We start from the raw sequence: 14,024 nt of genomic DNA, 5'->3' as shown, positions 1-14,024 counted from the left end.
TTCTTTTAACGAAGCAAAAGAAAGTGAGTCGCCCGCCGGGGCGAGTCCCGGCCCCGGAAAAACAAGCCGGCAAGCAGCCAAACGGTTCAAGCCGCTTCCTCCTCGATCGTGCGCCGGGTGCTTCCCCCACCCAGCCGGTCGAACGCAAGATAGATCACCGGCGTGGTGAACAACGTGAGCAGCTGGCTCACGATCAGGCCGCCGAAGATGGCCAGGCCCAGCGGGCGCCGCAGCTCGGCGCCGTCGCCGAAGCTCAGCATCAGCGGCACGGCGGCGAACAGCGCGGCCAGCGTGGTCATGAGAATGGGCCGCAAGCGCAGCAGCGCCGCCTGGTGGATCGCCTCGCGCGCCGACTTGCCCTGATTGCGCTCGGCGTCGATGGCGAAGTCGATCATCATGATCGCGTTCTTCTTGACGATACCGATCAGCAGGATGATGCCGATGATGCCGATCACCCCCAGGTCGTTGCCGGTGATCATGAGCGCCAGCAGCGCACCCACGCCGGCCGAGGGCAGCGTCGAAAGAATGGTGAGCGGATGCACATAGCTTTCATACAGCACGCCCAGCACGATGTAGACGCACACCACCGCCGCCAGAATGAGCCAGAGCTGGTTCGACAGCGAGCGCTCGTACGCGCCCGAAGCGCCCAGGAAGCTCATGGTGATGCTGCTGGGCAACCCGATTTCCTTGGCCGCCGCGCGGATGGCGTCGACCGAGGAGCCGAGCGACACGCCCGGCGCGGTGTCGAAGTTCAGCGTGCTGGCCGGGTACTGCGCCACGTGCGTGATCTGCAGCGGCGCCTGCTGCTCGCTGATGTTGGCAATGGCCGAAAGCGGCGTGGCCGTGCCCGAGCCGGCAATCAGGCTGAGCTGGCCCAGGCTCTGCGGCGTGTTCACCATGCCCGGCATGGCCTCGAGGATCACCCGGTACTGGTTGGTCTCGGTGAAGATGGTCGAGACGATGCGCTGGCCGAAAGCGCTGTAGAGCGCGTCGTCCACCGTGCTCGCGGTGATCGACAGTCGCGCGGCCGTGTCGCGGTTCACGTTCACGAAGGCCGCCAAGCCCTGCGCGCCCGCGTCGCTGCTCACGTTGCGCACCTTGTCGGAGGTCTGCAGCCGCGCCACCAGCTTCGTCATCCATTGGGTGATGGCGGCGCTGTCCACGCCTTCGAGCGACACGCGGTATTCGGTCGGGCCGGTCTCGGCGTCGATGGTCAGGTCCTGCGTGGGCTGCAGGTAGAGCGTGACGCCGGCCACGCCGCGCACGCGCTCGCGCAGCCGGTCCATGATCTTCTGCTGGTTGTCATGGCCGGGCTTCAGGTTGATCAGCATGCTGCCGGTGTGCAGCATGGTGTTGTTGGCCGCGTCCACGCCCACGAAGGAGCTGAGGTTCTCCACGTCGGCGTCCTCGAGGATGGCGTGCGCCGCCTGCTGCTGCAGCTGCGCCATGCGGTCGAAGGACACGTCCTGCGCGGCCTGGATGCGCGCCTGCAGCTGCCCGGTGTCCTGCGTCGGGAACAGGCCCTTCGGAATCGAGAGGTACAGCACCACCGTGAGCACCATGGTGAGCAGCGCGACCAGCAGCGTGAGCGGCTGGTGGTCGATCACCCAGTGCAGCGAACGGTCGTAGCGCACCATCACGCCGTCGAAGAAGCGCTGCGCGCGCGCGCCGAGGCCCTGGCTGGCGGTGTCGCGCTTCGGCTCGTGCTTGAGCCAGCGCGCCGACATCATCGGCACCAGCGTGAGCGACACCACCGCCGAAATCAGGATGGTGATGGCCAGCGTCACCGCGAACTCGCGGAACAGCCGGCCCACCACGTCGCCCATGAACAGCAGCGGAATCAGCACCGCGATGAGCGACACCGTCAGCGAGATGATGGTGAAGCCGATCTGCGTGGCGCCCTTGAAGGCGGCCTGCAGCGGTTTTTCGCCCTCCTCGATGTAGCGCGCGATGTTCTCGATCATCACGATCGCGTCGTCCACCACGAAGCCGGTGGCAATGGTCAGCGCCATCAGGCTCAGGTTGTTCAGGCTGTAGCCCAGCAGGTACATCAGCCCGAAGGTGCCGATGAGCGAAATGGGCACCGCGATGCTGGCGATGACGGTGGCGCGCAGGCTGCCCAGGAAGGCGAAGATCACCAGTACCACCAGCACCACGGCCAGCACCAGCTCCATCTCGACGTGCTCCACCGAGGCGCGGATGCCGGCCGTGCGGTCGCTCAGCACGGAGATGTTCAGCCCGGTGGGCAGGCCGGCCTGCAGCTCGGGCAGCTGCGCCTTGATGGCGTCGACCGTGGCGATCACGTTGGCGCCGGGCTGGCGCTGCACGTTCATGATGATGGCCGGGGTCAGCCTGGTGCTGCCGTCGACCTTGCTGCCGGCCCAGGCGCTGAGCTGTGTGTTCTCGGCGCTGTTGACCACCTGGGCCACGTCGACCATGCGGATCGGCGCGCCGTTCTTGTACGAGACGATGAGGTTCTTGTAGTCATCGACCGTGAGCAGCTGGTCGTTCGAATTGATGGTGTAGGAGCGCTTGGGGCCGTCGAAGCTGCCCTTGGCGCCGTTGGAGTTGGCCGCCGCGATGGCGGTGCGCAGCGTGTCCAGCCCGATGCCGTTGGTGGCCAGCGCCTGCGTGTTGGCCTGGATGCGCACCGCCGGGCGCTGCCCGCCGCTCAGCGACACCAGCCCCACGCCGGAGACCTGGCTGATCTTCTGCGCGAGCCGGGTGTTGACCAGGTTCTGCACCTCGGTGAGCGGCAGCGTGTCGGAGGTGATGGACAGCGTGAGCACCGGCGCGTCGGCCGGGTTGACCTTGGCGTACACCGGCGGTGCCGGCAGGTCGGCTGGCAGCAGCGAACCGCCGGCATTGATGGCGGCCTGCACCTCCTGCTCGGCCACGTCCAGCGTCTGGCCGAGCGAGAACTGCAGCGTGATGATCGACACGCCGGCCGCGCTGGTCGAGCTCATGCGGTCGAGCCCCGACATCTGGCCGAACTGGCGCTCCAGCGGCGCGGTGACGGTGTTGCTCATGACCTCGGGGCTGCCCCCGGGGTAGAGCGTCTGCACCTGGATGGTCGGGTAGTCGACCTGCGGCAGGGCCGACAGCGGCAGGAAGCGGAACGCCACCAGGCCGGCCAGCACGATGGCGACCATCAGCAGCGAAGTCGCCACCGGTCGAAGAATGAACGGGCGTGAGGGACTCATCGGTCGCGGCGCTTGCGGTCGGTCGGTCTGTCTGTTGGAGCGCTATCGGTCAGCGCATCGTGCCGCCGGGCGCGGCGGGCGGCGTGCCCGGCTGCACCGCGGGCGCGGCCGGAGGCACCGAGGGGGTGGCCGAGTCGGTTGAAGCCGGCCGCTGCCGCGTGCCCGCGCCTTCCGCGCCGCCCGCGCCGCCTTCTCGCCGGCCACCTCCGCCAGCACCGCCGCGCTCGCCGCGATGCCCGCGGCGCTCCCCGGAGGCCGCGCCCGCCGGCGGTGCCGCCGGCCGGTCGACCGTGGTCTGCACCCGCGCGCCGTCCTTCAGGCGGTCGCCGCCCTCGGTCACGACCTGTTCGCCGGCCGCGAGGCCGGAGGTGATCGCGACGTTGTCGACGCTCGACTCGCCGCGCGTCACCGTGCGCTGCGCCACGGTGCTGTCGTCCTTCAGCACGTACACGTAGTCGCCGTTGGGCCCGTGGCGCAGTGCCGTCACCGGCACCACCACCGCGCCGCTCACGGTGCGCAGCAGCAGCCGCAGGTTGACGAACTGGTTCGGGAACAGCGCGTTGTCGGCATTGGAGAAGCGGGCCTTGGCCTTGACGGTGCCGGTCGCGGTGTCGACCAGGTTGTCGAGCGTGGCGAAGGTGCCGGTGGCGAGCCTGCGCGTGCGCGTGCGGTCGAAGGCGGTGGCGTCGAGCTTCGCGCCCTGGGCCAGGCGATCCTGCACTTCGGGCACGCGGTCTTGCGGAATCGCGAATTCGACGTCGATCGGCGCGATCTGGGTGATGGTGGCGATGCCGTTGGTGGCGCCGGTCGAGATGTAGTTGCCCGCGTCCACCGGCCGCAGGCCGATGCGCCCGCTCACCGGCGCGGTGATGCGGCTCCAGGTGAGGTTGAGCTTCGCGGTGTTCTCGTTGGCGCGGTCGATGGCCACGGTGCCTTCGAGCTGCTTGACCAGCGCGGCCTGGGTGTCGACGTCCTGCCGCGCGATGGAGTCCTGCCCGAGCAGGGTCTGGTAGCGCGACAGCGTGACGCGCGCCGCCGCCAGCTGGGCCTCGTCGCGCTGGCGTGCGCCGCTGGCCTGCGCCAGCGCGTTCTGGAACGGCTGCGGATCGATGGTGGCCAGCACGTCGCCCTTCCTGACCATCTGCCCTTCCTGGAAGAGCACCGCGGTGAGCACGCCCGACACCTGGGGCTGCACCACCACGTTGGCCAGCGGCGTGACCGTGCCCAGCGCCTCGAGCTGCACCGGGATGTCGGCCTGCCTGGCCGTCGCGATGCCGACCGTGCTGACGGCCGCGCCGCCGGGGCCGCCGGGACCGCCGCCACCGCCGCCGCGTGCACCCGGGCCACCCGCACCGCCCGGGCGCCCGCCAGGGGCCGCGCCCGGCGCACCCGCGGGCGTCTTCGCGCGCTGGATCAGGTACCACGCACCGCCCCCCAGGGCCGCGAGCAACAGCAGCGTCAGCAACGCACCGACCCAGCGACGCCTGCGCACCTGTGGATGTGTGGGAGACACGTTGGCGGGCAGGGGCTCGGGTGGTTTTTCTTGTTCCATGGGCTGTGCGTGCGAAGGGGGCGAGGTTCGACCTAGAGTACAGCGCGGAATGGTAGCCGCGGAGTTTGCTGCGCCGTAAAGCGTCGGTAAAGCTGCCGCCCGCGCCGCAGTTCACGCCCGCCTGACGCAGTTCGCGCCGCCGCCCGGCATTTCGTCGCACGCCGGTGGCCGGCAGGGGTCGGGCCCGGCAAAGTCCGCTCCATCGATTCTTCTCCCGCCCTTCGGCTTTTCTTCATCTTTCAACGGAGCGCCACCATGCTGATGCAAGTCATCCTCCATACGCCCAAGTGGGTGTTCGCCGTTTTCTTCCTCCTGCTCTGGCTCGGCGCCAGGCAACTGCTCACCAACGAAGTGAGCCTGTCCCGGGTCACGCTGATGCCCGTCGCCATGGGTGGCCTGTCGCTTTACGGCGTGATCTCGGTCTTCGGCGAATCGTTCGGCGCGCTGCTTGGCTGGGCCCTGGCCGCTGCCGTGCTGCTGGCGCTGGTGCTGCAGCGCCCGCTGCCCGCGGCCACCCGCTACGACGCCGCCGAGCGCCGCTTCCACGTGGCCGGCAGCCCGGTGCCGCTGATGCTCATGATGGGCATCTTCCTGACCAAGTACGTGGTGGGCGCGGCCCTGGCCATGCACCCCGAGCTGGGCCACCAGGCCGCCTTCGGCATCGTGGTGCCGACGCTGTACGGTGCCTTCACCGGCGTCTTCGTGGCCCGCGCGGCACGCCTGTGGAAGCTCGCCATCCGTACTGACGCCATGTCGGCCGGCGTGCGCGCCGCCTAATATCGGCAACCGGCCCCAAGGAACTGCCACCATGAACGCGCTCTTGCTCATTCTCAAGATCTCCGTCACGGTGGTGCTCGTCGCCTCCATCGCCGAAGCGCTGGTGCTTTCCCTGCGCAACGGCTGGCGCAGCTACGACTGGAAGGCGTCCGGCGTCTCGGTGGTCGACTTCCTGGTTCGCGAATACCCGCTGCGCTGGCTGTTGCCGCTGGCCTTCTGGACCGGCGCCATGGACTGGTTCTATGCCCACCGCCTGTTCACGCTGCCGATGGACCACTGGACCGGCTGGGCCGCCTGCTTCATCGGCCAGGAGTTCTGCTATTACTGGTACCACCGCGCGGCGCACCGGGTGCGCTGGTTCTGGTGCACCCATGCCATCCACCATTCGCCGAACCAGCTGAACCTGTCGGCCGCCTACCGCTTCGGCTGGACCGGCCGCCTCACAGGCACCCTGGCCTTCTTCATGCTGGCCCCGCTGCTGGGCATGCCGCCAAAGGTGATCCTGCTGATGCTCACGCTGAACCTGCTGTACCAGTTCTGGATCCACGCGACCTGGATTCCGCGCCTCGGCCCGCTGGAATGGTTTCTGAACACGCCCTCGGCACACCGCGTGCACCATGCGTCGAACCTGGAATACCTCGACGGCAACTACGGCGGCGTGCTGATCGTGTTCGACCGGCTGTTCAGCACCTACATTCCCGAGCGCGCCGACCTGCCCTGCCGCTACGGGCTGGTGAACCCGATCACCACGAACAACATCCTCGAGATCGAGTTCACGCACTGGCGCTCGCTGTTCCGCGACCTGGCCTCGGCGCGATCGGTGCGCGCCTTCGTGGGCTATCTCGTGAAGCCGCCGGGCTGGAAGCCCGACGGCCCCGGCGACACCACGGAAGAACTGAGACGGCGCGCGGCCCTGCAGGCAACGCCTTCGGCCCCGTCGGCCACCCCTGATTTCATTCCTGTCCAGTACAACAAGGAGCTGTCATGAATCCCTCCTCCGACAACACCCGGCCCTCCGACGTCGAACGCCTCGCCCGCCGCCGAGCCGGCGCCAAGATGGGCTGGTACATCCACGCTTTTGTCTATGTGCTGGTGAATGTGGGCCTGGTCACGATCTCGGCCGCCAACGGGCGCAGCTGGGCCATGTATCCGCTCATGGGCTGGGGCCTGGGGCTGTTGATCCACGGCGCGGTGGTCTGGTTCATCGCGCCCGGCGGCGGCTTCTACGACCGCCTGGTGGAACGCGAACGCCGCGCGCTGGGCGCCGGGGACCGCGGGTGAGCCTGGAGCAGGCGCCGCCACTTCCCCGGTTCGGGTTGGCAAACCTGCGGGACATGCTCCGGCATGGCCTGATCACCGCCGTCTTCTGCTGCCTCATTGCCACGGCGCTCACCATCACCGAAGGCGGCGGCTGGGCCGCGCACCTGGTCTATTCGCTGTCGATCGGCACGGTGAGCTGGCTGTTCATCGACTGCGGCCGGCTTCTGCTCACCGGGCACCATGAAATCCACTGGCCCGGCGGCCCCTGGGGCCTGCTGCTGGTGGTGGCGGGCGTGTTCGTGGGCTTTTTCGTCGGCAACCTCATCGGCGACGCATGGGTCGGCGCGCCCGCGTTCGACTTTCTCGACATCCGGGGCCACAAGCTGGCCACCGCCGCCGTCATCACCATCGTCGCCACGGTCTGCATGTGCTTCTTCTTCTACAGCCTCGGCAAGAGCAAGCACATGCAGAGCCAGATCGAGGTGGCCCAGCGCAACGCCACCGAGGCACGGCTCAAGCTGCTCGAAACGCAGCTGGAGCCGCACATGCTGTTCAACACCCTGGCCAACCTGCGGGTGCTGATCACCGTCGACCCGGCGCGCGCCGTGGCCATGCTCGACCGGCTCAACAGCTACCTGCGCATGACGCTCAGCGGTTCGAGGGCGCTGTCGCATCCGCTGTCGGCAGAATTCGAGCGGCTGGCCGACTACCTCGAGCTGATGTCCGTGCGCATGGGCGAGCGCCTGCGCTACACGCTCGACCTGCCCGAAGCATTGCGCGACGTTCCCGTGCCGCCGCTGCTGCTGCAGCCGCTGGTCGAGAACAGCATCCGCCACGGACTCGAGCCCAAGGTGGAAGGCGGGGAAATCACCGTGCGTGCGCGCCAGGAGGCAGGCCAGCTGGTCATCGAAGTGATCGACACCGGCGTCGGCCTCGATGGCGCGCCGCCCTCCGAGGGCAGCAGCTTCGGGCTCGAGCAAGTGCGCGAGCGCCTGGCCACCGTGTATGGCGCGCAAGGCGCCCTGCGTCTGGCGCCCGGCGGCACCGGCGGCACCTGCGCAACTTTGAATTTCCCCCTGCCCGTTTGAGATTCCAGGATGACCCCGACAGCCCTCATTGCCGAAGACGAGCCCCTGCTCGCACAAGCCCTCAAGGCCGAACTGGCCGCCGCCTGGCCCGAACTGCAGGTCGTCGCCATCGCGGGAGACGGCCGCAGCGCCGTGCGCGAGGCGCTGCGCCTGCTGCCGCAGGTGCTGTTCTTCGATATCCGCATGCCCGGCCTCGACGGCCTGGGCGCCGTAGCCGAGCTTGCCGACTGCTGGCCCGCCGACCAGGCGCCGATGCCGCAGCTGGTGTTCGTCACGGCCTATGACGAATACGCCGCGCGCGCCTTCGAGGCCCAGGCCATCGACTACGTGCTCAAGCCGGTGCAGCCGCAGCGGCTTCGCAAGACCGTGGCCCGGCTGCAGCAGGCGCTGGCCGCCCGCCAGCCCGCGCCCACGCCCGCCGTGGCCGACGAGGCCCTCGAGCGCACCCTCGCCCAATGGCGCCAGGTGCTGAGCGCCGCGGGCGCGGGCGCCGAAGCCCTCGCGCCGCCGGCCGCCCCGCTGCGCATGATTGCCGCCAGCGACGCCGGCGGCAGCACCGTGCGCATGGTGCCCATCGACGAGGTTCTGTATTTCGAAGCAGCGGACAAATACCTGCGCGTGCTGACCGCCACGCACGAATACCTGATCCGCACGCCGCTGAAGCAGCTGCTGCCCCAGCTCGACGCCGACACCTTCTGGCAGGTGCACCGGGCGGTGGTGGTGCGCAGCGCGGCCATCGAGTCGGTGCACCGCGACGAGGCCGGCAAGATGCACCTCATGCTGCGCGGGCGCGCCGAGAAGATACCGGTCAGCCGCCTTTACGCCCACCTGTTTCGCGCCATGTGAAAAGCCGGCCTCCGCCGCACCCATGAAAAAAAACCGGCCCTCGCGAGGGCCGGTTTTTCATTCAGTCACAAAAGCCGTTGCTAATTAGCGCCAGTGGCCATGACCGCGGTAGTAGCCACGACCGTAGTAGCGCGGGCCGTAATAGGCCGGCGGGCCGTAGTAGACCGGGGCCGGACGGTAATAAACCGGCGGCGGGTTGTAGTACACCGGGGCCGGCGGCGCGTAGTAGACGGGTGCCGGCGGCACGTACACAGGGGCCGGAGCCGGGTAATAGCCCGGGTTGCCCACGCCGACAGCCACGCCTGGCACGCCGACGCCGATCGACCAGCTCACGTCGCTGCGAGCGCTGGCCGAGGTGGCCGCAAACAGTGCACCGGCTGCCACGACACCTGCGGCGGCCCATTTGAAGAAAGTAGAACGTGTGAGGCTCATGATGTGGACTCCTTGTTTGGGGCGCTGCGTTCGGGTCTGAACCGCCCATGTACGTATTGAACGCGGCAAATGCAAACGGGGTGCACCCGCCAATGTGAAGAGAGTTGCCAAAGGTAACGCCCAAAGGGCGCCCTCTAGAATGCCGCAATGACCTCCCCGACCGACAAAAACGGCGCCAAAACGACCGCTGCACCGAGCAATTTCCTGCGCCACGTGATCGAGAACGACCTCGCACAGGGCGCCTACGCAGGCCGCAAGTGGGGCGGATCGCCCGGCAGCGCCGCCCACCACGCCCAAGGCATGGCCGATCCGGCCAAGGTGCGCATGCGCTTCCCGCCCGAACCCAACGGCTACCTGCACATCGGCCACGCCAAGAGCATCTGGCTCAACTTCGAGCTGGCCAAGGAATACGGCGGCGTGTGCCACCTGCGCTTCGACGACACCAACCCCGAGAAGGAAGACCAGGAATACGTCGACTCCATCCGCGACGCGGTGAAATGGCTCGGCTACGAAACCTACCTGGCCGACCGCCCCAGCGCGCCCGGCACGCTGCAGGAGCACGAGTACTTCGCGAGCAACTACTTCGACTTCATGTACGAGGCCGCCGAATACCTCATCGGCGCCGGCCTCGCCTACGTGGACGAGCAGACCGCCGACGAAGTGCGCGCGAACCGCGGCGACTTCAACACGCCCGGCACCGACAGCCCCTTCCGCACCCGCACGCCCGAGGAAAACCTGGCGCGCTTCCGTGCCATGCGCGACGGCCAGGTCGCCGACGGCGCCGCCATCCTGCGCGCCAAGATCGACATGGCCAGCACCAACATCAACATGCGCGACCCCGCGCTGTACCGCGTGCGCCGTGCCCACCACCACAACACCGGCGACAAGTGGTGCATCTACCCGATGTACACCTACGCGCACCCCATCGAAGACGCGCTGGAGCAGATCACCCACAGCATCTGCACGCTCGAGTTCGAAGACCAGCGCCCCTTCTACGACTGGCTGCTCGACCGCCTCGCCGAAGGCGGCCTCGTCGCCAGCCCGCACCCGCGCCAATATGAATTCGCGCGCCTCAACGTCACCCACGTGATGACCAGCAAGCGCAAGCTGCGCCAGCTGGTCGAGGAGAAATACGTCGACGGCTGGGACGACCCGCGCATGCCCACCATCGCCGGCCTGCGCCGCCGCGGCTACACGCCCGAAGCGCTGCGCCTGTTCTGCGAACGCAGCGGCACCACCAAGTCGGGCGGCTGGATCGACTACGCCAGCCTCGAGGCCGCGCTGCGCGACACCCTCGACCCCGTCGCTCCACGGGCCATGGCCGTGCTCGACCCGGTAAAGCTCGTCATCACCAACTGGGGCGAGCTGATGGGCGGCGACGACTCGCTCGACGACTGCTCGGCCCCCGTGCATCCGCACCACCCCGAAATGGGCAAGCGCGAATTCAAGCTAGGCCGCGAAGTGTGGATCGAGCGCACCGACTACGAAGAAGTGCAGCCCAAGGGCTTCTTCCGCCTGTTCCCCGGCAACAAGGTGCGGCTGAAGTACGGCCACGTCATCGAATGCACCGGCGGCACCAAGGACGCCGACGGCAAGCTCGTCGAAGTGCAGGCCACGCTGGTGCCCGACACCAAGAGCGGCACGCCCGGCGCGGACGCGATCAAGGTGAAGGGCAACATCACCTGGGTGGCCGCCGCCGATGCGGTGCAGGCCGAAGTGCGGCTGTACGAACGGCTCTTCGCGGAAGCCAACCCCGGCAGCGGCGAGCTGCTGGACGAACTGAACAAGACCAGCCTGGAAGTGTGCTCGGCGTTCGTCGAGCCCTCGCTGGCAAAGGGCGAGCCGGGCGTCGGCATCCAGTTCGAGCGGCACGGGTACTTCGTGCGCGATTCGAAGGGCGACGCCGACGGCAAGCTGGTGTTCAACCGCGCAGCGGGCATGCGGGACAGCTGGGGCAAGTAGGGCGGCCCGCGTCCCTCCAAGGCGAAAGCCGGGGCCTCGATGGCTCCGGCTTTTTTGTTTTTGTCAGTACGCGCCCGGCCGCTTGTAGACCACGCCCAGCACCGCGCTGTTCTCGTCCGTGGTGCAAACGGCGGGCCGCGCTTGCGGCCCGACCTTCAGGTTGATCGTGTAGACCCCGTCGCGCGGCGTCGAACCGCTGTCCACCACGATGCTGGCCGGTGGCACCCGCAATTCACGCGCGGCGGCGGCAACGCAATTCTTGACGCTCGCCTCCGGCGCGCCGCCGACGCGCAGGGACGTGCTGCTGCAGGCCGCCATCAGAAAACCCGCCGCCGCCACGCAAGCGAGATGAATAGAGCTTCGCATCGTCATTTCCGGGTTCTCCTTGGTGATGAACCCATTGGAGCCACCCACCGCAGCGAATGTTGCAGGACAGACCCGGGCTATCCTGTCGGCTCATGAACCTTCCGAGCCCTTCTTCCCGCCTGATCCGCTTCAACAAGCCCTATGGCGTCCTCAGCCAGTTCACGCCCGAGGGCCGCTGGCGCGGCTTGAAAGATTTCATCGACATCCCCGGCGTCTACGTGGCCGGCCGGCTCGACGCCGACAGCGAAGGCCTGCTGCTGCTCACCGACGACGGCAAGCTGCAGGCGCGCATCGCCGATCCGCGCTTCAAGATGGAAAAGATCTACTGGGTGCAGGTGGAAGGCACGCCGACCGAAGAGGCGCTGGCAGCCTTGCGCGCGGGCGTACAGCTCAACGACGGCCCCACGCGCCCCGCCAGGGCGCGCCTGCTCGACCCGCCGCCGCAGGTGTGGGAGCGCCAGCCGCCGATCCGGGAACGCAAGAGCATCCCCACCGCGTGGCTGGAACTGGCGATACGCGAAGGCCGCAACCGCCAGGTGCGACGCATGACGGCGGCCGTCGGGCTGCCGACGCTGCGGCTGATCCGCGCGGCCATCGGGCCGCACACGCTCGAAGGGCTGGCGCCGGGGAGCTGGCTCGGCTGACCCTGTCCCGCATCGAAGAACCTCCAACGACATCTATTCATGCCAATCAATTTCGACTTTTCCGACCGTGCGTCTTCCATGCTGAATCGCCGCTCTGCCCTGCTCGGCGGCCTCGGCCTGCTCGCGATGCCTGCTTCACAGCTGGCCAACGCCGCCTCGCCAAAGAAAGCGCAGCAACCCGCGCACGCCGATGTCTGGCCTCACGCATCCCAGGTGCCGGGCGGCGTGGCCCGCCTGTCGCTCGGGCCGGCTGCAAAGCGGCCTGCTGCCTTTGCAGGCGACATACCTCTGCTCGTGCTGGGCGACGCCATCGAATGGACCGCTCTGGTCGGCATTCCCCTCGCCGCCGAGCCGGGCGAAGCCAGCATCACAGTGCGCCCCGAAGGCCGCCCGGAAAGGCAGATCACCTACACCGTCGCCCCCAAGCAATACCGCGAGCAACGCCTGACGGTCGCCCCGCGCACCGTCGACCTGGCCCCCGAAGACCAGGCCCGCTACGAGCGCGAACGCGAACACCTGAGCGCCGTGATGGCCACGCTCACCGACATGCGCCCCGACGCAGCGCTGCAGATGCGCGTGCCCGTGCCGGGCCGCCGCTCCAGCTCGTTCGGCCTGCGCCGGGTGTTCAACGGCCAGTCGCGCAATCCGCACAGCGGCATGGACATCGCGGCGGGCACCGGCACGCCCGTGCTGGCGCCGCTGCCCGGCAAGGTGATCGACACGGGCGACTATTTCTTCAACGGCGGCACCGTGTGGCTGGACCACGGCGGCGGACTGCTCACGATGTACTGCCACCTGAGCCGGGTCGACGTGAAGGTCGGCGACGTGCTGAAGACCGGCGAGAAACTGGCCGCGGTGGGCGCGACCGGGCGGGTGACCGGGCCGCACCTGCACTGGTCGGTGATGCTCAACCGGGCGATGGTGGATCCGGCGTTGTTCGTTGCGGCTTGAGGCGTTCGAGGCATTGCCGCACAGCACTACACTGCGACCATGCGCCCTTCGGAAGCCTTGTCCCTGCATCGCGCTCGCATTCGCGAGATCGCGCTGAGTCACCATGTCAGCGGAGTTCGGGTGTTCGGCTCCGTATCGCGCGGCGAGGACGGTGCAGACAGCGACCTGGATCTGCTGGTGGACCCCACCGAGCAAACTACGCTCATGGACATTGGCGCCATTCGCTACGAACTGAAAGCCCTGCTTGGCATCGAGGTGGATGTACTCACCCCTGCCGGCCTGCCTCCCAAGTTCCGTGATCGTGTTCTGCGCGAAGCGGTGCCTCTATGAGTCGCAGCGATCCGCGGCGAGTCGTGGACTATCTGGGCCATATTCATCCGGAGTTTTCGTCGATGCACCCTGAAATTCCCTGGCGCATCGCATACGAAATGCGAAACGCGCTCTCGCATGGCTATTTCACTGTCGATCACACCATCGTCTGGCAGACAGTGCAGAACGATTTGCGGCCGCTTCGCGTGCAGATAGCAAAGTCGACCCCGCTCGCCTAAGTCGCCTTCGGCCGCGCCGTACTCCACGCAATCACCGCCAGCAACACCACCTGCAAAGGCAGCCGCGCCACCAGCGCCCAGTAAGGCACGTTCGCGAACAAGTCCGCCCGCTGCAGCATGTAGACATTCGCGGGCGTTACCGCAAGAGTCAGCAGGAACAGCCCGACTCCCGCAGCCCGGCGCGTCGGCCGCCACAGCAAACCGGCCGCGCCCAGCAGTTCGAAGACGGCGCTCACCCACACGGTCTCGCGCGGCCACGGAATCCACGGCGGCACGATTCGCATCTCGGCTTCGGTCGCCACGAAATGCGCGACGCCGCCGATGGCGAACCACAGGAAGACGAACACCAGCCCCGCCACGCGCCAGCGACTCATGGCGGGGATCGTGGTCATCGA

The 14,024-nt window shown here is 68.0% G+C and carries 15 protein-coding genes; 10 read left to right on the top strand and 5 right to left on the bottom strand.

Going from position 1 to position 14,024, the window contains the following annotated elements; all coding sequences use genetic code 11:
* Positions 1-86: 86 nt before the first annotated feature.
* Complete coding sequence (locus tag WIX39_RS13440; RefSeq protein WP_106935059.1) at positions 87-3,203, bottom strand: efflux RND transporter permease subunit; 3,117 nt, start codon at positions 3,201-3,203, stop codon at positions 87-89.
* Between the two features lie 49 nt (positions 3,204-3,252).
* A complete protein-coding gene (locus WIX39_RS13435; RefSeq protein WP_205366995.1) occupies positions 3,253-4,755 on the bottom strand; it encodes an efflux RND transporter periplasmic adaptor subunit in 1,503 nt (500 codons plus the stop codon).
* A gap of 255 nt (positions 4,756-5,010) precedes the next feature.
* Between WIX39_RS13435 and WIX39_RS13430 the strand changes: the two genes are divergently transcribed.
* From WIX39_RS13430 to WIX39_RS13410, 5 genes are read left to right on the top strand one after another with little or no spacing between them, the layout of a single operon-like run.
* Complete coding sequence (locus WIX39_RS13430) at positions 5,011-5,532, top strand: DUF6622 family protein (protein ID WP_285413014.1); 522 nt, start codon at positions 5,011-5,013, stop codon at positions 5,530-5,532.
* A gap of 31 nt (positions 5,533-5,563) precedes the next feature.
* Positions 5,564-6,520, top strand: a complete 957-nt coding sequence (locus tag WIX39_RS13425; protein ID WP_409195198.1) for a sterol desaturase family protein — start codon at positions 5,564-5,566, stop codon at positions 6,518-6,520.
* Complete coding sequence (locus WIX39_RS13420; RefSeq protein ID WP_081265870.1) at positions 6,517-6,813, top strand: 2TM domain-containing protein; 297 nt, start codon at positions 6,517-6,519, stop codon at positions 6,811-6,813. The genes WIX39_RS13425 and WIX39_RS13420 overlap by 4 nt, the downstream gene beginning before the upstream one ends.
* A 53-nt stretch (positions 6,814-6,866) precedes the next feature.
* On the top strand, positions 6,867-7,880 hold the full coding sequence (locus tag WIX39_RS13415; RefSeq protein WP_409195197.1) for a sensor histidine kinase: 1,014 nt from the start codon (positions 6,867-6,869) through the stop codon (positions 7,878-7,880).
* Positions 7,881-7,889: 9 nt separating this feature from the next.
* Positions 7,890-8,726 carry a LytR/AlgR family response regulator transcription factor gene (locus WIX39_RS13410; protein WP_409195196.1) on the top strand — a complete coding sequence of 279 codons (837 nt, stop codon included), beginning with the start codon at positions 7,890-7,892 and terminating at the stop codon, positions 8,724-8,726.
* 84 nt (positions 8,727-8,810) lie between these two features.
* Here the strand turns inward: WIX39_RS13410 and WIX39_RS13405 are convergent, their stop codons facing one another.
* The gene (locus tag WIX39_RS13405) at positions 8,811-9,158 is read right to left on the bottom strand and encodes a hypothetical protein (RefSeq protein WP_081271540.1); all 348 of its coding nucleotides are present in this window, start codon (positions 9,156-9,158) and stop codon (positions 8,811-8,813) included.
* 147 nt (positions 9,159-9,305) lie between these two features.
* On the opposite strand from WIX39_RS13405, the gene WIX39_RS13400 reads away from it, so the two are divergent.
* Positions 9,306-11,120 carry a glutamine--tRNA ligase/YqeY domain fusion protein gene (locus WIX39_RS13400; protein ID WP_409195195.1) on the top strand — a complete coding sequence of 605 codons (1,815 nt, stop codon included), beginning with the start codon at positions 9,306-9,308 and terminating at the stop codon, positions 11,118-11,120.
* A 63-nt stretch (positions 11,121-11,183) separates the two neighbouring features.
* Here the strand turns inward: WIX39_RS13400 and WIX39_RS13395 are convergent, their stop codons facing one another.
* Positions 11,184-11,492 carry a hypothetical protein gene (locus WIX39_RS13395; protein WP_172839978.1) on the bottom strand — a complete coding sequence of 103 codons (309 nt, stop codon included), beginning with the start codon at positions 11,490-11,492 and terminating at the stop codon, positions 11,184-11,186.
* A gap of 86 nt (positions 11,493-11,578) precedes the next feature.
* On the opposite strand from WIX39_RS13395, the gene WIX39_RS13390 reads away from it, so the two are divergent.
* The 4 genes from WIX39_RS13390 to WIX39_RS13375 are packed head-to-tail and all read left to right on the top strand — an operon-like array spanning position 11,579 to position 13,629.
* Positions 11,579-12,130, top strand: coding sequence for a pseudouridine synthase (locus tag WIX39_RS13390; protein WP_237679635.1), 552 nt, complete (start codon positions 11,579-11,581; stop codon positions 12,128-12,130).
* A 39-nt stretch (positions 12,131-12,169) separates the two neighbouring features.
* Entirely contained in the window at positions 12,170-13,081 is a 912-nt protein-coding gene (locus WIX39_RS13385) for a M23 family metallopeptidase (protein WP_199851939.1), read from the top strand.
* Between the two features lie 39 nt (positions 13,082-13,120).
* Positions 13,121-13,411, top strand: coding sequence for a nucleotidyltransferase family protein (locus WIX39_RS13380; RefSeq protein WP_409195194.1), 291 nt, complete (start codon positions 13,121-13,123; stop codon positions 13,409-13,411).
* A complete protein-coding gene (locus tag WIX39_RS13375; protein ID WP_106935066.1) occupies positions 13,408-13,629 on the top strand; it encodes a HepT-like ribonuclease domain-containing protein in 222 nt (73 codons plus the stop codon). The genes WIX39_RS13380 and WIX39_RS13375 overlap by 4 nt, the downstream gene beginning before the upstream one ends.
* Here the strand turns inward: WIX39_RS13375 and WIX39_RS13370 are convergent.
* The gene (locus WIX39_RS13370; RefSeq protein ID WP_409195193.1) at positions 13,626-14,003 is read right to left on the bottom strand and encodes a DoxX family protein; all 378 of its coding nucleotides are present in this window, start codon (positions 14,001-14,003) and stop codon (positions 13,626-13,628) included. The genes WIX39_RS13375 and WIX39_RS13370 overlap by 4 nt on opposite strands.
* Positions 14,004-14,024 lie beyond the last annotated feature (21 nt).

This window comes from Variovorax sp. AB1(2024) (genome assembly GCF_037482385.2).
Classification (GTDB): domain Bacteria; phylum Pseudomonadota; class Gammaproteobacteria; order Burkholderiales; family Burkholderiaceae_C; genus Variovorax.
This window is presented reverse-complemented; position numbering and strand designations above follow the sequence as displayed.